The 18,479-nt window shown below is 73.1% G+C and carries 16 protein-coding genes; 8 read left to right on the top strand and 8 right to left on the bottom strand.

The annotated features are described in order from the left end of the window. Positions 1–2: 2 nt before the first annotated feature. A complete protein-coding gene (locus tag Actkin_RS12455; protein WP_229787275.1) occupies positions 3–947 on the bottom strand; it encodes an aromatase/cyclase in 945 nt (314 codons plus the stop codon). A gap of 124 nt (positions 948–1,071) precedes the next feature. Between Actkin_RS12455 and Actkin_RS12450 the strand changes: the two genes are divergently transcribed. Further along, a complete protein-coding gene (locus tag Actkin_RS12450) occupies positions 1,072–1,521 on the top strand; it encodes a nuclear transport factor 2 family protein (RefSeq protein ID WP_258907277.1) in 450 nt (149 codons plus the stop codon). A gap of 1 nt (position 1,522) precedes the next feature. Here Actkin_RS12450 and Actkin_RS12445 read toward each other — a convergent pair whose 3' ends face one another. Then, positions 1,523–2,293: a cyclase family protein gene (locus tag Actkin_RS12445; RefSeq protein WP_258907276.1), complete on the bottom strand. Its 771-nt coding sequence runs from the start codon at positions 2,291–2,293 to the stop codon at positions 1,523–1,525. Further along, the gene (locus Actkin_RS12440) at positions 2,293–3,891 is read right to left on the bottom strand and encodes an FAD-dependent oxidoreductase (RefSeq protein WP_258907274.1); all 1,599 of its coding nucleotides are present in this window, start codon (positions 3,889–3,891) and stop codon (positions 2,293–2,295) included. The genes Actkin_RS12445 and Actkin_RS12440 overlap by 1 nt, the downstream gene beginning before the upstream one ends. A 117-nt stretch (positions 3,892–4,008) precedes the next feature. On the opposite strand from Actkin_RS12440, the gene Actkin_RS12435 reads away from it, so the two are divergent. From Actkin_RS12435 to Actkin_RS12425, 3 genes are all read left to right on the top strand, one after another. Continuing rightward, complete coding sequence (locus Actkin_RS12435; protein WP_258907273.1) at positions 4,009–5,604, top strand: class I adenylate-forming enzyme family protein; 1,596 nt, start codon at positions 4,009–4,011, stop codon at positions 5,602–5,604. Positions 5,605–5,756: 152 nt separating this feature from the next. After that, positions 5,757–6,575 carry an AfsR/SARP family transcriptional regulator gene (locus tag Actkin_RS12430; RefSeq protein WP_189212767.1) on the top strand — a complete coding sequence of 273 codons (819 nt, stop codon included), beginning with the start codon at positions 5,757–5,759 and terminating at the stop codon, positions 6,573–6,575. Positions 6,576–6,673: 98 nt separating this feature from the next. Continuing rightward, positions 6,674–6,946 (top strand): WGxxGxxG family protein, encoded by a 273-nt coding sequence (locus Actkin_RS12425; RefSeq protein WP_189212766.1) that lies wholly within the window; start codon positions 6,674–6,676, stop codon positions 6,944–6,946. Positions 6,947–7,097: 151 nt separating this feature from the next. Here Actkin_RS12425 and Actkin_RS12420 read toward each other — a convergent pair whose 3' ends face one another. Continuing rightward, a complete protein-coding gene (locus Actkin_RS12420) occupies positions 7,098–7,592 on the bottom strand; it encodes a hypothetical protein (protein ID WP_258907271.1) in 495 nt (164 codons plus the stop codon). Between the two features lie 433 nt (positions 7,593–8,025). Beyond that, positions 8,026–10,641 (bottom strand): AfsR/SARP family transcriptional regulator, encoded by a 2,616-nt coding sequence (locus tag Actkin_RS12415; protein ID WP_258907270.1) that lies wholly within the window; start codon positions 10,639–10,641, stop codon positions 8,026–8,028. Between the two features lie 114 nt (positions 10,642–10,755). Here Actkin_RS12415 and Actkin_RS12410 point away from each other — a divergent pair, with 114 nt between their 5' ends. The 4 genes from Actkin_RS12410 to Actkin_RS12395 all read left to right on the top strand — a co-directional run bounded on the left by Actkin_RS12410 (position 10,756) and on the right by Actkin_RS12395 (position 15,363). Next, complete coding sequence (locus Actkin_RS12410) at positions 10,756–11,223, top strand: DUF4440 domain-containing protein (protein ID WP_258907269.1); 468 nt, start codon at positions 10,756–10,758, stop codon at positions 11,221–11,223. Positions 11,224–11,538: 315 nt separating this feature from the next. Further along, positions 11,539–12,762, top strand: coding sequence for a hypothetical protein (locus tag Actkin_RS12405; RefSeq protein WP_189212761.1), 1,224 nt, complete (start codon positions 11,539–11,541; stop codon positions 12,760–12,762). 10 nt (positions 12,763–12,772) lie between these two features. Then, a complete protein-coding gene (locus tag Actkin_RS12400) occupies positions 12,773–14,866 on the top strand; it encodes a tetratricopeptide repeat protein (RefSeq protein WP_258907267.1) in 2,094 nt (697 codons plus the stop codon). Next, positions 14,863–15,363 carry a flavin reductase family protein gene (locus Actkin_RS12395; protein WP_258907266.1) on the top strand — a complete coding sequence of 167 codons (501 nt, stop codon included), beginning with the start codon at positions 14,863–14,865 and terminating at the stop codon, positions 15,361–15,363. Before Actkin_RS12400 ends, Actkin_RS12395 begins: the two co-directional genes overlap by 4 nt. Here Actkin_RS12395 and Actkin_RS12390 read toward each other — a convergent pair. The 3 genes from Actkin_RS12390 to Actkin_RS12380 form a co-directional block, all read right to left on the bottom strand. Further along, positions 15,360–16,247 (bottom strand): AfsR/SARP family transcriptional regulator, encoded by an 888-nt coding sequence (locus Actkin_RS12390; protein ID WP_258907265.1) that lies wholly within the window; start codon positions 16,245–16,247, stop codon positions 15,360–15,362. The two genes, Actkin_RS12395 and Actkin_RS12390, sit on opposite strands and share 4 nt — an antisense overlap. Before the next feature lie 503 nt (positions 16,248–16,750). After that, on the bottom strand, positions 16,751–17,884 hold the full coding sequence (locus Actkin_RS12385; RefSeq protein ID WP_258907264.1) for a type VII secretion target: 1,134 nt from the start codon (positions 17,882–17,884) through the stop codon (positions 16,751–16,753). 26 nt (positions 17,885–17,910) lie between these two features. Then, positions 17,911–18,477, bottom strand: a complete 567-nt coding sequence (locus tag Actkin_RS12380) for a YbaB/EbfC family nucleoid-associated protein (RefSeq protein WP_258907263.1) — start codon at positions 18,475–18,477, stop codon at positions 17,911–17,913. Between the last annotated feature and the right edge of the window lie 2 nt (positions 18,478–18,479).

Below are 18,479 nucleotides of genomic sequence, written 5' to 3'. Positions count from 1 at the left end.
GTCTAGTAGCCCGCGCGCTTCTCGGCGTACTCCTTGGCCAATCGGAGGTTGCTCGTGCTGTTCGCGCTCAGCACCCGGCGGAGGTGCTTGCGGGCCTGCTCCATCGTGGTGCCCTCGCCGAACAGGTGGAGCATCGATTCCTTGATCGTGGCCACGTGCCGCGCGGTCGCGATGACGCCCTCGGGCGTCTGCTCGAAGCGCCAGTGCCCGCTGTGCGCGTCCAGGGTCCTCGGCGGCTGGGTCTGCTTGTAGACGATCAGCCGGGGCTCCAGGCAGATCCGCACCGACCGGGTCGTGTGCCGCGAGCCGTCGGGGGAGACGGTGTCCATGTCGAAGAACTGGACCTCCGGGCTGGGCTGGGTCATCTCCAGCCGCGCCACGTGCGGGATCCGCTCCGGCCACTTGTCGGCCTCGTAGAGGTAGGCGTAGATGTCGGCTATGTCGCCCGCGATGAAGACGGAGTCGTCGAAGGCGATCGTGCGCCGGTGCAGGTCCTCGAGGTTCTCCGCGGCGTACCGCAGGGACTCCAGGTACGCCGCGCCGCCGCGCCGCATCGACGCCAGCCGCTCGGCCGCGACGTCGTCGTCCTCGCTCAGCAGCGAGAACTCGTGGCGCATCCGCACGTGCGTGGTCCCGTCCGGGCGGGGCTCGAAGTCGAAGCCGCCGCCCACGGACTCGAACGGCGGGGCGGCGGGCTCGTGGCGGAACTCGGTGCCGGTGTCGGTCTGGAAGCGCCGGGCCGTCCACGTGCGCACGGAGTCCTCGCCGGTCAGCGACCAGAACCGGATCAGCTCGCCGTCGCCGTCGGACGGGACGCTCTCGGCGTACACCGCGGGGCCGTGGAACCGCGGCCACTTCGCGAAGTCCATGGCCACCGCGCGCGTGGTCTCCAGCGGCGCGGCGACGACCACACTGGACTCGGTGACGTGCTTCTTGTTCGTCAGCACCTGGGCTCCTCGTTCGGGGGCTTGGGATACAGGTACGCCCCAGCCTGCTCGCCGCGCTGGAGCGCCGCTTGAGCCCGCTTCGACCGCGCCGGGCGATGATCGGCGCAGCGAAGGGAGCCACACCATGAGCACTCAGCTCGCCGCCGACGCGGTCGCCGTCCCGTTCCACGAGACCTATGCCGCCGTGCAGCAGTTCTACGCCAGGCAGATGCACCTGTTCGACACGGGAGCCGGACCGGAGTGGTCCGAGACGTTCACAGTGGACGGGACCATGGAGCTGCCCAACCTGCCCGAGCCGGTGCGGGGCCGCGACGCGCTGGCGCTGATCCCGCCGCGGGCGGCGGCAGCGGCGGCGGACGCGGGCGAGACGCACCGGCACTGGCACGGGATGGTCGACGTCGAGCCCCGCCCGGACGGCGCGCTCGACGTGCGCTGCTACTCGCTGGTCTTCGCCACCCGCCCGGACACGGGTCCCCGGCTCCACCTGGTCTGCGTGTGCCGGGACGTCCTGGTGCGCGAGGGCGCGGCACTGCTCGTGCGGTCGCGCAGGGTCACCCGCGACGACCTGCGCTGAGTCAGTCGTCGAGCAGGGCGACGGCGCGGGCCCAGCCCGCGCCCGCCCGGGCGATCCTGACCGGCAGGCAGGACACGGTGAACCCGGTGCTCGGCACCTGGTCGAGGTTCGCCAGCCGCTCGATCTGGCAGTACTCGCGCTCGCGGCCGACGAAGTGCGCGGGCCAGAGCACCGAGCGGTCGCCGGTGGCGCGGTAGCGCTCCAGCATGTTCGGGAACGGCGCGTCGAGGCTGAACGCGTCCGTGCCGATCACCAGGACCCCCAGGTCCAGCAGCAGGTGCGTCGCCTCGGCGTCGAGGCCCACGAAGTCGGTGAAGTACTTGGGCGTGCCCGACAGCAGGTCCGCGCCCGTGCGCAGCAGCACGATGTCGCGCGGGCGGGGCAGGTAGCCGATCCGGTCGAACTCGCGGCGCAGGACGTCGGCGCCCACCGCGCCCACGGGCGCGTCGCTGATGTCCAGGACGACGCCGGGGCCGATGAACCACTCCAGCGGCATCTGGTCGATGTGCCGCGGTGTCCCGTAGGCGGCCCTGGTGCCGTAGTGCGACGGCGCGTCGACGTGCGTGCCGGTGTGGGTGGTGAGGGTCATCGTGTCCAGCGACAGCAGCTCGCCGTCGGGCAGGACGGACGGGTCGAAGTCGATGCCGTGGCGCTCCTTCATCCCGTCCGCCATGTGACGGCCGCCTTCGGCGCACGACATGACCTTGTGCACGACGGGGTTGGGCTCCCACACCTCGGCGTCGATCGGGGTGGACAGGTCGATGATGCGCATCAGGCGGTCAGTTCCATTCCGGTGTCGGTGACGGGCAGCAGGTGGAAGCGGCGCAGGGCGGCGTCGACGCGCTCGGCGTCGCCCAGCGCGCCCCGGCCTGCCACATAGCCGTCCGGGCGGATCAGCAGGTAGTCCCCGACGCCCAGCCCCAGGTCGCGGCGCAGGCGACCGTCGGGGTCGGGCAGCGGGTCCGGGCCGCCGTCGAGGACGCTGCGCACCGAGACCGCGGCGGCGTAGCGCCGGGCGACCTCGCGCAGCGCCGGGACGAGCTCGGGTCCGGGCACGGCCAGCAGCGTCCATCGCGGATCGGTCAGCTCGGCGCACAGCGCCTGCCACCCCTCGCTGCGCCGCTCGGTCTCCGCGGCGCACGCCACCCGCTCCCCCGGCCGCACGCGGCCGTCGGCGGGCTCGGTCAGCGGGCTGTCGGCGTAGGTGAGGGCGAGACCGGACATCGCGCGCAGGATCTTGCGCTCCACCGCCCGCCGGAGCGGCCCGATGGTGTTCACCGCGGTGATCACCACCGGCAGCAGCGGCTTGGGTATCGGGATGTCGGCGCCGGGCGCCAGCACCGTGGTCGCGGTCTTGGTCGAGCGCAGCAGCCGCGCCCCGATCTCGACCCGCTCGGCGTCGTAGGTGTCGAGCAGGGCCTCCCCGGCGTACCCCCGGATCACGTCGGCGAGCTTCCACGCCAGGTTGACGCCGTCCTGCACGCCCGTGCACATCCCCTGGCCCGACGCCGGGCTGTGCACGTGGGCGGCGTCGCCCGCCAGGAAGCACCGCCCCTCGCGCATCCGGTCGACCATGCGCTGGCGCACCAGGAACTCCGAGGCCCAGGTCGGCTCGGCCACCCGCACGGCGGCGCCGAGGGCCTGCGAGATCCGCCTGCCGAACCACTCGGCGAGGGCGTCCCTGCCCTCGGCCCCGGTCATGTCCACCAGCCGCCACCGGCCCGGGGTGGGCAGCGGGACCAGCAGGATCGTGCCCTCGGGCGTCACCAGCAGGTGCAGGCTGTCCCTCGGGATGTCGCCGTCGATGGCCGCGTCGGCGACCATCCAGGTCCGCGACGACTCGCCCATCAGGCGGATGCCCAGCTGGGCGCGCACGGTGCTGCGGCCGCCGTCCGCCCCGACCAGCCAGGGGACGACCGGCTCGTCGGCCGTGCCGTCGGGCAGGCGCAGCCGGGCGAGCACGCGGTCGCCGCGCTGGTCGAGCGACTCCAGCCCGGTCGACCACTCGACCGGCACGCCGAGGGCCAGCAGCCGCTCGCGCAGCACCCGCTCCACCTCCACCTGCTCCACCTGCAGGGTGAACGGGAACCGGGTCGGCAGCCTGCGGTAGTCGGTCCCCAGCCGCAGCAGCCTGCGCCCGTCGCGGTGCACGCTGAACCGCCCGACCCGGTGGCCGCGGGCCACGATGTCGTCCAGCACCCCCATCTGGTGGTAGACCTCCAGCGTGCGGGCGTGGTTGGCGGTCGCCCTGCTGGTCGTCGCCGGGCCGTCCGCCCGGTCCACCACCCGGACGGCGACACCGCGCCTGGCCAACTCGTGCGCGACGGTCAGCCCGACCGGCCCGGCTCCGACAACGAGGACAGCAACCATGCCGGGCAGGCTCATCGGGCCCGCTCGATTCCGGCTGGAGCCGGACTGGGGCTCGACCGCCCGTCGACCGGCCGGTGCCAGCCTGGCCCGTCACCACCCGGGCCGGAAGGGGCACCCATGACCACGACGAACGCGCCGAGCATCGCGAGCGGGCCGCCGCTGGCCACCGTGGCCGGGCTCTGTTCGGGGCCGCGCATCGACGACCCGCTGCGCCGCGCCGCCGAGCGCGTCCCGGACCGGCCCGCGCTGCGCACGACCGCCCGCGACCTCACCTTCGGCGACCTCGACGCGCGCGCGACCCGCGTCGGGGCCGCCCTCGCCGCGCTGCTCGGCGAGCCGGGCGTCGTCGCCATGGCCATGGTGCTCGACCCGGCGTTCGCCCTGGCCTTCTACGGCATCGCGCGCTCCGGCCACGTCAGCGCGCTGGTGAACCCGCTGCTGCGGCCCGACGGCCTGGTCCACGTGCTCGCCACCAGCGGGGCGCGGGCCGCGATCGTGCCGCCGGAGGTGTACGACCGGCTGTGCGCCGTCCGCGACCGCCTGCCGGAGCTGCGCGACCTCATCCTCACCGCGCCGGACGACGCCCACCCCGGCGTGCGCAGCCTGGAGTCGCTGGAGCGCCACGGCGAGCACCTGCCCCCGGTGTCCCTCGACGCCGACCCCGACGCGGTGGCGTGCCTGCAGTTCACCAGCGGCACGACGGGCGCGCCCAAGGCGGTGCGGCTCACCCACCGCAACCTGACCGTGAACGCCGCGCAGACCGTCCACGGCCACCAGCTCACCGACGAGTCGGTGCTGTTCAACTACCTGCCGACCTTCCACCTGATGCACCTGAGCATCGGGGTCGCCGCGATGGCGTCGCACGTGCTGTTCCCCGAGGAGGACACCCCGGCGGCGGCCACCGCTGCCCGCCGCTTCCACGCCACCCACCTCTACAGCCTGCCGGTGCGGCTGGCCCGCATGGCCGCCGATCCCCGCCTGGTCCGCGAGCGGGTGCCGACCCTGCGGGCGATCATGTCCGGCGGCTCGGCGCTGCGGCCCGACCACGCCGAGACGCTGGCCCGGCACTTCGGCGTCCCGGTCGTGCAGGGGTTCGGCCTCGCCGAGACCTCGCCGTGCACGCACCTCGGCGACCTCGACCGGCCGAAGGCGGGCTCGTCCGGCGTGCTGGTGCCGGGCGCCGAATGCCGCATCGTCGACATCGATACCGGCGCGGTCGTCCCGATCGGGGAAACCGGCGAACTCCAAGTGAAGGGCCCTCAGCTTATGGCGGGCTATGTGGGCCGCGATCTCGACGCCGACCTCGAACCCGGCGGGTGGTTCGCCACCGGCGATATCGCATTCCTCGACGAGGACGGATATCTGTTCGTCGTGGACCGGATCAAGGACGTTTTCAAGCGGGACAACTGGTTGGTGGCGCCCGGGCGGATCGAGGCCGTCCTGCAGCGCCACCCCGACGTCGCCGACTGCGTCGTCTTCGACCACCCGGACGAGTTCTGCGGCGCGGTCGCGCACGCGCTCGTGGTGCCCGTGGGCGGCTCGCTCGACCCGGCCGCGGTCGCGGAGTTCGTCAACGGCCAGGTGCCTTACTTCGAGCGGGTCGAGCACATCGATGTGGTGACGGCGATTCCGCGCTCCCCCACGGGCAAGGTGTCGCGCCGCGACCTGCGCAGGACCGTGGCGGACCGGCGGGGCGGTATTCCCATTGCGTGAACAAGAACCGTTGTCGTCCGGGTGAATCCACACGCGACGAACGCCGTCAGACTTGCGTCAGTTCAAAGCGAACTCGATGCTGGGACGAGGATTTGCTGTTCGCACCTTGTCCGGACCCGCTCCCCCGCGGGGTGACCTGAGAACGGATCCACATGAGATTCAAGATCCTCGGGCCGATGGAAGTCACGCACGCGGGCCTGGTGTGCACGCCCACGGCGACGAAGGTGCGGTGGACCCTGGCATTCCTGCTGCTGCGCGCCAACCGGATCGTGGACACCGCGTCCCTGATCGACGAGCTCTGGGGCGACCACCCGCCGCGCAGCGCGCTGACGACGATGCAGACCTACATCTACCAACTGCGCAAGATCTTCAGCCAGGTCGCCGCCCGCGACGACCGCTCGGTCCCCCGCATCCTCACCCGCTCCCCCGGCTACACGCTGCAGCTCGACGACGACGTGGTGGACGCCAGGGTCTTCGAGCGCCTGCTGAACCAGGGCCGCGACCTGCTCGACGCGGGCAACCCCGAGGACGCGTCCCGGACGCTGCGCGCCGCGCTTGAGCTGTGGAGCGGCCCTGCGCTGGCGGACATCCCGGCGGGCAGGCTGCTGGAGGCCCACGTCACCCACTTCGACGAACTGCGCATCAAGGCGCTGGGCCTGCGCATCCGCGCCGACCGCCAGCTCGGCCGGGCCGCCGAGCTGCTCCCCGAACTGCGCTCGCTGGTCAGCAGCCACCCGCTCAACGAGTGGTTCCACGGCGAGCTCATCAAGGCGCTCACCGCCACCGGCCGCCGGGGCGAGGCGCTGCAGGCCTACCAGGCGCTGCGCCGCATCCTGCACGACGAACTCGGCCTGGAGCCCTCGGTGGCGATGCGCCGCCTGCACCAACAGCTCCTCTCCGGTGACGGTCCGCCCGCCCCGACGATTCCCACTCAGGACCGCCGCAGACCAGCGCCCTCTCCGGTGCGGTAGCCCTCACTCGAACGGGCGGTCCTCACCGCTGGGTCACATAGCCCGCAGCTGCGGCGGTACCCGTAGCGCCTCAACCACCGATCGACTGGAGGAATGTCATGGACACCACGAAGCGTCTTGTGTCGGCGATCGCCCTGGCCACGGCCATGGTCGGCGTGCCGACGGCAACGGCGGTCGCCGACGAGGCCGCGCCGCGTGCCGACGCCGTGGTCACCGCCCAGGACGTCAACCCGACGGACGACAACAACGACGACGGCGGGAACAACTACTGGGGTCTGCTGGGCCTGCTCGGCCTGCTGGGCCTCGCCGGTCTCGGTGGCCGCAAGCGCGGCACGGTCCACCACGTCGACGACCGCGGCATGGGACGCTGACCGGATCGGCCCGGGAGGCCGGCCATGCGCTTCGGCAACACCAGGGTGGAGTTCCTGGGCGGCCGCGCGGGCTGCCTGACGATGCTGCTGGTCTCGATCGCCTTGTCGATCCTGCTGACCGTCCTGCTGAACGTCCTGCTCTGACCGGACGCTAGGCGCGGACGACGACGCCCCGGTCGCGAATGCGGTCCCAGGCGCCGATCGGCAGGTCGACCAGGACGAGCATCTCGTCGACCCCGGCGAACCGCCCCTGAGCCGCCACGACGCGGTCGGCCTCCGGCCCGGTCAACCCCAGGACGCGCGCGATGGTGTCCGCCGGGGCGCTGCCCAGGTCCACCAGCCCGCCGTCGTCATAGGCCAGCCCCAGATCCGGGCGGCCGATGCCCAACTCGCGTGCCATGAGCGGGTCCTGGTCGGCGAGCGCGCGAGCCTCCTCCCGCCGCCTGCGCGCGGCGAGCACCTGCGCGACGGCGGGGTCGATCGGCGCGGGAGCCGGGTCCCCGGGCCCCGGCGGCAGCCCGTACACCTCCCGCCGCAGGGTCCGCAGCTGGAAGCAGGCAGCCACGACCACGGAGATGACGATGAACCCGAGCAAGGCGGACAGTCCTCCGTCCACCTCGTCATCCCGCTCCGCCACCACAGCCATCACGGCCCCGTACAGCCCGTAGAGCGCCACCCACAACCACACGGACGACCTACGCAACCGCACAGCAGCGTGTGCGAACGGGATAGCGGCCAACAGGCCCCCGGTCAGGACCACCACGGGGAAGTACCAGATCCCCCTAGCCCGCGACGGAACGTAGTGCGGTGCGGACACGGCGTCCTCCCTGGGGGTCTCACTCTTCCGAGCGAGAGTATCGAGAGGACGAACCAACCGTTACAGCGCGGTACGTCGGCCACCATCGAGTTTGCCAGCTGAGCGGTAGGTGACCACCTAGCCCTCGGTCCCTTGGCCACCGGGGTGGGGTTGGCTGTCGCGCTCTGCTTGGTCGGCTTCGCCGCCGTACCGGTTTGGTGCCGTGTTCGCCTGAGCTGCTGGCCCAACCTCGGCCTGGGACTTCGCCGTGACCGGCGGCGACCTACAGCGCGCTCAGGGCTGCCTTTGCTTGGGCGGCGCCGGTGGTGGCTCGGTGCATTTGGGCGCGGTAGCCGATTCGGCGGGCGGTGGCGTGGGCGCGACGGTGGTGGGTGAGGGCGGTGTGGGGGTCGCCTGTGTGGAGGTAGGCGGTGCCGAGGGTGTTGGCGGCCATCGTGTTGAGCAAGGGGTGGTGGAGGTGGGTGAGGATTTCGCACGCCTGATGGGCTCGGGTGCGGGCCTCGACGGGATCGCCGAGGAGGAGTAGGACTTCGGCGTAGTCGACGTGGGTGAAGGCGGTTCCGAAGGGGTGGTCCGACGCCTGGGCGGTGCGGATAGCCTCGTGGGCCTGGCGTTCGGCTCGGGTATGGCTGCCCAGCTTCGCCAGGACCAGGGCTTCCTGGGCCGTGCTGAGGGCGTAGCGGTGTGGGGTGGTGGCCAGGGAGCGGGAGCGCTGGGCCGACGACAACGCCGCGGGGAGGTCGTTCAGCATCTCCTGGGCGTGGCTGAGGTTGCCCAGCAGGAGGGCGACGACGTCCGGGGTGGTGGTCAGGGTCAAGGCGTGGTGGTAGCAGTCCGCCGATGTCCGGTAGTCGCCGGACATTCCGTGGAGGGCGCCGAGTCGGCTCAGGGCCATGGCTTTCGCGGTGGGGTCGGTGGTCGGCAGGGTGAGGCGTTGGCGGGTGCAGGCGAGGGCGGCGGTCAGCTCGCCCGCGTCCCAGTGGGCGTCGGCGAGGTGGCCGAGGGCGCGGTGGAGGGCGGCGGGGTCGCCTAGGCGCTGGGCGGCGTGGGTGGCGGCCGCGGCCACCGCGCGGAAGTCGTCGTGGTGGTCGCGCAGGTGGGGAGCGGCTCGATCGGCGATCTTCCAGGCCGACTCGTCCTCGGCGCGGTCCAGCGCCTGGTGGACGACGGCGCGCAGGCTCGCGCGCTCGGCGGCGTGCCAGTGGTGGTCGCCGCCCGCACGGTAGTAGGCGAGCAGGCGGGTGAACGCGCTGTCGTCGGCGCCCGCGAGGTGGCGGGCGTGCTCGGCGAGCAGGTCGTGCAGGCGGTAGCCGGGCTCGAGCAGGTGGGCGTCGAGCAGGCCGTCCAACTGCCGCTCGGCCTCCTCCTCGGGCAGTTCGGCCAGCGCGGCCGCTGCCGACACCGTGATCACGCCGCCGGGGTGGGCGCCGAGCAGCCGGAACATCCGCTGGTGGTCGGCGTCGAGCTCCTGATAGGACAGGTGGAACGTGGCCGCCACGTCGCGTCCGCCCGCGCGCAGTTCGGCCAGGCGGTTGCGCTCCCGGCCGAGCCTGCCCAGGAACGCCTCGATCGTCCAGTGAGGACGCTGCCGCAACCGGCTCGCCGCGATCCGCACGGCCAGCGGGAGGTTCCCGCACAACCGCGCGACACCTGCGTCCGCGCGACCGGACACGGCGGCGAACAGCGCCGCCGCGTCCGCCGAGGGCAGCGGGTCCACCGGGACGGGGACGGCGCCGTCGATCTCCGTCAGCCTGCGCCTGCTCGTGATGATCACCGCGACCGTCGGGGTCGCGGGCAGCAGGGGGACGACCTGGGCAGCGTCGGCGGCGTTGTCGAGGAGCACCAGCAGCTTGCGGCCCGCCGTGCGCGCCCGCCAGAGGGCGGCCCGCTCGTCCAGGCCCGCGGGCTGCCGATTCGCCGGGACGCCCAGCTGCCACAGCAACGCCGCCAACGCCTCGCTCGGCCCCAGCCGCTCCCGACCGGGGGTATAGCCATGCAGGTCCACGAACAGCTGCCCGTCGGGGAACCGGTCGGCCACGCGATGCGCGGCGCGCACCGCCACAGCGGTCTTGCCCACGCCCGCCATGCCGTCGATCAGCACCGGCACATGCAGGGACGCCAGAACCGCCGCCAGTTCGGCGTCGCGGCCGACGAAGTCGGGCGGCTCGCCGGGCAGGCAGCACGGGCCCGCCGGGTCCTCCCGCAGCACCTGGTCGTGCGCGTCCCGCAGCTCAGCGCCCGGCTCGACGCCCAGTTCGTCCACCAGCCGTCGCCGCGTCTGGCGGTAGACGGCCAAGGCGTCGGCCTGTCTGCCCCGCTGCCGCAGAGCCCGCATCAGCAGCCCGGCGAACCCCTCGGATAGCGGGTGCTCGCCGACCAGATCGGTCAATTCGGCCACGACGTCGTCCCCGGCGGCCACCCGCTCGGCCAGGTGCAGGTGCAGCACCGACAGCCGCCGTTCCTCCAGTGCCGCCGCGGCGCCCGCCAGCGCCGGGCTGTCGACTCCCGCGAGCGCCCTGCCCCGCCAGCAGGCCAGCGCCGCCGCGTGCTCGCCGCGCCCGACGTGCGCGTCGAACGCGCGCAGGTCGAGTTCGGGCGGGTGGAGCACGAAACCCGGTCCGACGGCGGCCAGCGCGTCCGGCGGGAGCCCGGCGTCGACCAGGGTCCGGCGGAGCGCGGTCGTCACGTTGCGCACCTGGCGGACGGCCGTCGCGGGCGGGTCGGCGGCCCAGACGACGTCGACGAGCCGGGACACCGGCACGACCCGACCGGCGTCGAGCAGGAGCGCGGCGAGTATCCGTTCCTGCCGCGCCCCGACCGGCGCGATCCTGCGCTCCCCGGCGTGCGCCCCCACCGGCCCCAGCACGCGAAACTCCATGACCCGTCCCACTAAACCACCGCGGTCGGACCGGCGATGCGCCCGTGATGCACCTGTGATGCACGCGCCGAAGACCCTGGTCACCGGCAAGGCACGAGGCACAGGAGGACCACGATGGGCAAGCGGATGGCGGTGGCGGCGCTGGTGGCCGCGGGGGCGGCGGTGGGGCTCGCCCCGGTCGCGGCGGCGGGCGGGCAGCCCGACCACCGCACGTGCGAGCGGGAGTTCCACCAGGCCGTCTGGGAGGACATGGACAGCTTCAACCGGCGCGACGAGGCCCGCTACCGGGCGATCATCCACCGCGACATGGTGACCGTGGGCCGCAAGGGACAGGTCTACATCGGCTACGACGCCAACATCCAGCCCGTGCTGGAGTCGTTCAAGCTGCCCTACGAGTGGTCGATGCCCTGGACCGTCACGCACACGGTGGTGCACGGCTGCAGTTCCGGCTTCGCGATCCTCGACGCGCGCCACATCGTGCCGTCGCAGAACGTCGACCGGCGCCTCACGGTGAGCCTGACCCTGGTGCGCGAGCGCGGGCGCTGGCAGGTCATCAAGGACACCGTCACCGACGTCCCCTGAGCGGGGTCGAACCGGGGGTGCGGCGGGGTGGTGGACACGGCGTCCGCCACCCCGCCGCCTTTGTCGTGCGGTTGGGGGTTCTTTGGCGGCGCCGGACATGGTGAGGGGGCAATGTCCTTCACGACATAAGGAGTGGCTGTGAAGACCAAGACCACCAAGCCCGCATCGATGAAGAAGATCCAGGTGCGCAAGGCGGGCACCGTGCGGCTGACCTCCGCCGCCTGCGAGTGCTACCACGTCGAGGTCTGATGGCGGACTCGTGCGTGGGCGCGGTCCGCGCCCACGCACGGCTCCTCCGCGATCGAGAGGGGACCCGTGACCGACGTCGACGTGCCCGCGCGGCACGACCGGCCGCTCGCCCTCCACGAGTTGGTCTACCTGGAGGACGGCGACGAGGTGACCATCGGCAGGCCGGACACCGACTCCTACGCGGTGTTCCCGGTCGACGGCGCCGCCATCGTGCGCAGGCTCGCCGCCGGGGAGACGCCCGAGCAGGCGCAGCGCTGGTACGAGGCCGAATACGGCGAGAGCACCGACATGGACCACCTGATCGGCGCGCTGGACGAGCTCGGCTTCCTCCGCGCCCCCGAGGAGTCCGCGGGCCCGGTCGCGCCCGTGCGGTGGCGGCGATTGGGCGCCGCGTTGTTCTCCCCCGTGGCGTTCGCGCTGTACGCGGCGGTCGTGTGCTGGGCGGTCGTCCTCGCGGTGGTGGACCCGGCGCTCGCGCCCAGCTACCGCAACCTGTTCTTCACCGACTACTTCACGGTCATCGAGATAGTGCTGATCGTCGCGGCGGTCCCGCAACTGGTCCTGCACGAGGGGTTCCACGCGCTCGCCGGGCGCAGGCTCGGGCTGCGGTCCCGGCTGAGGTTCGGGCGCAGGCTGTACTTCCTGGTGGTGGAGACCTCGCTCGACGGCCTGGTCGCGGTGCCGCGCGGAAAGCGGTACCTGCCGATCCTGGCCGGGATGCTGGCCGACGTGCTGGTCCTGGCCGGGCTCATCATCGCCGCGGACCTGACCAGGGGCGCGGACGGCGGGCTGTCGCAGGTCGGCCGGATCTGCCTGTGCGTCGCCTACGCCACGACCCTGCGCCTGGTCTGGCAGTTCTTCCTCTACCTGCGCACCGACCTCTACGTGCTGATCAGCACCGTCCTGCGGTGCGTCGACCTGCACGAGACCGCCAAGCGGACGATGCGCAACCGCGTCAACCGCCTGCTCGGCCGCGCCGACCGGCTGCTCGACGAGTCCGAGTGGCACCCGGTCGACCGGCGGGTCGCCCGGTGGTATTCGTGGCTGATGGTGGGCGGGTACACCGTCAGCCTCACCACCTTCGCCGTCGCCATCGGGCCAGCGGCGTACCACCTGTTCTCCGGCGCCATCGGCCGGTTCTTCGCCACCGGCGCGGTCCCGGCGCGCGAGCTGCTCGACTCCGTCGTCTTCCTCGTGGTCACCCTGGGGCCGCTCGCGGTCGCGGGCTGGCTCGCGGTGCGCGAGCGCCGCAGGCGGGCGCGCACCCGGTACCGCCACGTCATCGCATGAAGGGACAGCCATGCCCGAGCACATCCGGCTCCAGGCCGAGCGCCGCCGCGACCGCGACGCCCACCGGCGGACCTGGTCGGCGCCCCCGGCGCTCGCCGTCGTCGACGCGCACCGGCGCCTGCGCGGCCCCTACACCGCGGTCGGGGCGATCCTGCGCGCGATCGGCGACGACGCCCTGCGCCGCTGTCCCGGCCTGGGCGAGCGGCACAACATCGCGATCCTGACCTGCGCGCCGGAGTTCGCCGGTCGGGTGCCCGCGATGGAGACCCCGCTGCAGCTGATGTCCAAGGCAGGCGAGCGCACCCGGTTCCAGGCGCGGCTGCACACGCTGCGCATCTCGCACGGCGTTGTGGACCTGCTGCACGAGTACCTGACCGCGCTCGGCGGCGGGCCGCGCTCCCTGGTGGTGGAGAACGCCCACGAGGCCGACCCGACCGACCAGGAGTTCCTCGCCGTCGCGCTGCGCCGCGCCGACCCGGCCCTGCTGCGGATCGTGGTCTGCACGGGCACCGGCCCGGTCGCTGACCCGCCCGGCCCGGTCGCCGCGTCCCTCCCGCAAGCGCTTGACGCCTACACCGAGATCCACATCGCGCCTGCGCTCGCACCCGACGAGTCCCCTGTGGACGGACAGGCGTATGCGGACAGCGACGGCACCTCGGACGACCCGCGGGTGCTCGCCGCCTACGCGGCCTTGCCGCCCGAGGAGCGCGCACGCCTGCACGACGCCCGCGCCGCCGAGCTGACGGCCAGCGGCGAGTTCTCGTTGACCCTGGGCGCGATCCCCTACCACGCAGAGCATGGCGGCGACCCGGCCCACACGGGCGCGGCGGCCCTGCGCCGCGCCCAGGTCCACTGCCGCAACCTCGGCATGTACCACGCGGCGGCCGACCTCGGCGCCCGAGGTAGGGCCGTGGTGGACCGCGCCGAGCAGCCGGACCTGTGGTGGGAGTTCACCGGCGGCATGACGACCGCGCTGTCCTCCGCGGGCCGCTCCGACGAGGCCGAGACCGTCTACCACGAGGTGCGGGCCAGCTCGACGGATCCCGCGACGCACATGAAGGTCGCCTACGGCCTGGCGATGCTCTACGCCCGCCACCACCCCACCGAGCGCCACGACTACCAGGTGGCGCGGGCCTGGCTGAACCTGGCGATCGCGCTGGCCGCCGGGCTGGAGGACCCCAAGGACCGCACCTACTTCACCGTGTTCAACGGCAACGGCCTCGCCCTCGTCGCCATCCGCCAGGGCAGGCCGGACGAGGCGATGCGGCTGCTCAACGACGGCATGGCCCGAATGGACCGCGAGCTCGACCCGGGCGAGCGGGCCATGCACCGGGCGGGCCTGCGCTACAACCGCGCCCGCATCCACTCGATGCTGGGCAACCTCCACGAGGCGCTGGCCGAGTACACCGCGGTGATGGAGATCGACGAGGGGTTCGCCGACCACCACTTCAACCGCGCGGCGATCCTGGTCAGGCTCGGGCGCACCGCCGAGGCCGTGGCCGACTACGAGGCCGTCATCCGCCTGTCGCCGCCGTTCCCCGAGGTCTACTACAACTGCGCGGACGCGCGGATGGACCTCGGCGACGTCGACGGCGCGGTCGTCGACTACCGCAGGGTCCTGGAGCTCGACCCCGACCACGCCGACGCGCGGGCGAACCTGGCGGGCGCGCTGTGCGACCTCGACCGGCTCGACGAGGCCATGGGCGAGGTCACCGCGGGCCTGGCCCTGGCGCCGGAGCACCCGCACCTGCTGTGCGTGCGCGGGCGCGTGCTGGCCGAACTCGGCGACGCGGAGGGGGCGCGGACCGCGCTCGGGGCCGCGCTCGCCGCCGACCCGGGGCTGGCCGCGGCCTGGGCGCTGCTCGGCTCGCTGGACTTCGACGCGGGCGACGTCGCCGCCGCCATCGCGCACCTCGACCGGGCCGCCGAGCTGGCCGACTCCCCGCAGATCCGGTTCAACCGGGCCGTCGCCTACGAGCACGCCGGGGTGCTCGGCCAGGCGATCAGCGACTACGAGGCGGTCCTCGCGGTGACCGACGACGAGGACGCGCGCGCCCGGCTGGACAGCTGCAGGCGGGTCCTCGCCGAGACCGCAGCCCGATGACCGCGCGGGTGCTCGCCGAGCAGGCCGTGGCGTCGGTGTTCCCCGACGCTATGGCCCGGCTCGCCGCCGGTCTGGCCGTGGTCACCACCCGCGACGCGGAGGCGCCGCGGGGTCTGCTGGTGTCGTCCCTGTGCTCCTACAGCGTCGCTCCGCCCTCGGTGCTGCTCACGATCGACCGGGGGTCGCGGTCGTACCGGCCGCTCACCGAGGGCGCGGAGTTCGGCGTGCACCTGCTGGCCGACACGCAGGCCGCGGTCGCGGAGCGGTTCGCCCGCCGGGGCGCGGACAAGTTCGCGGGCCTGGCGTGGGAGTGGGACGGCGGGGTCCCCCGGCTGCGCGGGGTCCCGGTGTACCTGCGGTGCGCGCTGGCCAGGGTGTTCGCGCACGGGGACCACGCCGTGGTCATCGGGGAGGTCGCCGCGGCGCGGGTCGGCCGGGGGGACCCGCTGGTCTACTTCGGCAGGCGCTACGACTGGCGGCTGCGGGGACCGGCCTAGCGGCGCGCCCCGCCGATCGGGGCGTCCCGCCGCGCCGCGTCGAACCCGCGCGCCACGCAGGTGTGCACGGGGTCGGCGGGGTGCGCGCCGCGCAGGACCGCGTCATGGGCGGCGCGGACGGCCGGGCCGGGTTCGAGCCCGGCCTCGGCGATCATGGTCCGGCGCAGGCGGGTGTAGGCGCGCAGCGCGTCCGCGGTCCGGCCGAGCCGGGCGAAGGCGACCATGAGCTGCTGGTGGAGGTCCTCGCGCAGCGGATGCCGCGCGCACAGTTCGACCAGCTCGTCGAGGATCGAGAGGACCCGGCCCTGGCACAGGCCTACGCTGACGCGCTGCTGGAGCACGGTGAGCCGCTGCTCGTCCAGGTGGACGGTGTAGCTGTCCAGCACGCCCGCGATGTCGGCGACGGCCCGGCCGCGCCAGAGGCCGAGCGCGCTGTCGAACGCCGCGCCCGCCTCCGCGCACCGGCCCTCGGCCAGCCGCTCGTTCCCCGCGCGCGCCAGCGACCGGAACTCGCTGAGGTCGAGCTGCCCCCGGCCGAGGCGGATGGCGTAGCCGTGGGACTCGGTGCGCAGCACCGGATGCCTGCGCGGGTCGGCGGACGCGCCGGTCAGCGCCCGCCGCGCGCCGCTGACGTGCATCTGCAGCGCCGCGGCCGCCGACCGCGGCGGCCGGGTCGACCACAGCAGATCGATGATGACGTCGGTGGTCAGCACCTGGTTGGCGTGCAGCAGCAGGATCGCCACCAGCGCGCGCTGTTTCGGCGGCATCGGCGGGCACGGCCTGCCGTCGCGCAGGATTTCCAGGAATCCCAATACGTTGAAGCGCAGCCCGCCCGCGCTGGCGCCGTGGTCGATACCGCCGCGTAATCGATCGGCCAGTGTCACCCTGTCTCCCTCGACTCGGACGCGCGGTCCGGCGTCGACCGGTCCCGCCCGTCGCAGAAACGTACGGACGGGCGATCCGCACCAGGTAGGGGCCGATCGAGTGATCGGGCCACACTACGCTGAACGGCGTTGCCGACGATGCGCCTGACTGGCCAATCGCCCCGCCGGGACCGACCGGCGCGGCGCCGCTTCCCGGCGGATGACCGGCCATCCGCGCGCCCGAGGGCGGCATGCGGAGTAGGAAGTTGCCGCTGCCTGCCGGTTCCGGTGCGTGACCGCGTCGTCGGCCGGGAGTGTCCGGGTGGGACGGTCGGCGACCCGTCCGCCCGAACGCGCCGGAATCTTGTCGGCAACGGGTGGTCGTCGGCGGAGCCGGCCGGCCATAATGGCGGCCCCATGGCGATCGGACCGCTGCTCACCCACCGCCGCACGTCACCGATCGAAGAAGTCTCACGATCGCCGATGGCGGCGCACAGCGGAGCGGTTGTCGACGCGCTGCGCGGTCAGACGCCGTCCAGCTTGGGGATGATGTTGGCGAGGGTCTTGCAGGCTTCCAGGATGAGGGGGATCTGCCGGGCGAAGTGGTTGACGAAGACGATCAGGAAGGTGACCAGGGCCTTGGCGTTCTTCAGGTGGAACGCCACGTTCGACAGCTCCTCGAACGGCGGCTTGTAGAACCGCTTCGCCGCGGCGCTGACGAGTTGGCCGAGCGCCTGGGCGGTGATGTCGCGCACCGCGGACCGCACGAGGTTGACGAGGTCGCCGGTCACCCCGACGACGATGCTCATGACGGTCGCCAGGTTGGCCGCGGCCTTCATCGCGTTGATGATCGTGGCGGCCACGTTGTCCCGGTAGGACTCCCCGGCCTCGCCCTGCCAGCCGCCCGTCTTGTCCTTGACCGAGGCGTAGTGGTTCGCAAGGCGCGTCAGTTCCGCGCTCATGTTCTTCCAGGTCAGGCTGGCGCCCTTGATCATCTCCGGGTTGCCTGCGAGGCCGTCGAGGATCAGCCGGAACGGCTTGACGTGCTCCATGACCCAGCCCGCGGCCCAGCTGACGGCGGTGCCCAGCGGGTCGCCCGCGAGCGCGGCCCCGTCGGCACCCATCGAGGCGATGTGGCCCGCCATCACGCCGTAGTTCCGCTTGCCCGAGTCGCTGGCCTCGACGACGAGGTCCCAGGTGTTGCCGACCAGGCCCGCGCCCTTCCCGCCGTTCTGGGCGTCCATGTTGGTCAGCGGGCCGCCGTCGACCGGGTTGTAGTTCTTCCAGTCCCACCCGGTTCCCTTGGCGATCAGCCCGTTGCCCGCGTTCTCCGGCAGGTTCGCGCCGATCGTGCGCAGTTGGCCCGCGTTGTTCTCGTCGGAGTCCACATAGGCCTCGACGGCCTTGATGAGCTGGTTCGCGGCGGAGTCCACCGCTCGGGCGATCTTGCCGATGCCGTCCTCGGCGTACTCCTGGACCGGCGAGAGCGTCATCGCGAAGAACTGGCAGTACAGCCCGTAGGCGACGTTGATGCCGTCGGGGCAGGCCTCTTTCGCGGCCCCGACGACGCGGTCCAACGGCTGCTGCATCTGCGCGACGGCCCGCGCGTGCGAGAACAGCTCGTCGGGGTTGATCGTATAGCCTTTTGGTGGCGCCATGGCGGTCTTCCCGGTGGTCTCGTCGATCAGGAGAGGATGGAACGCCCGGCCCAGTCATCCTGGTCGTCGTCCGGTCGGATCGGCCTGCGCCGCAGCGGGGTGCGCGGCGCGGGCCGCCGGTCGTCCTCGATGCCGCCGATCGCCAGGTGCCGTGGTCCCGAACCCCCCGGTCCGGACACCGGCATGGCTGCCGTCGGCGCGGGAAAGGACTTGCGCGCGTTCGCGACCAGCTCGTCGGTGAGCGGGTCGCCCGGCGCCGCACCGCGCAGGATCTCCTCGACCCGGGCGGCGACCCCCGCCTGCGCGGCCTGCACGCAGGCCAGCACGGTGGCCGCGACGCGCTGCGGCGGCAACGCGCGGAGCGGCTCCGCGCAGCGGACGTCCAGCAGGTTGCCGCTGGAGCCGACGGTGACCTCCACGGCGCCGTCCGGCGAGCGGTGGGTGACGGTGATCGCGTCGATGCGCCGGTGGGCCTCGGCGAACACCTCGTGGCGGCGGAACGCCACCTCGACGACGTCGTCGAGGTGCCCGATCGCCTCGTCGGCCGCCGCTCCGTCCACCGCGACGGCCCGCGCCCCCGAGTACTGGTTCATGT

Origin of the sequence: Actinokineospora sp. UTMC 2448 (assembly GCF_024760565.1) — a bacterium.
GTDB lineage: Bacteria > Actinomycetota > Actinomycetes > Mycobacteriales > Pseudonocardiaceae > Actinokineospora > Actinokineospora fastidiosa.
This window is presented reverse-complemented; position numbering and strand designations above follow the sequence as displayed.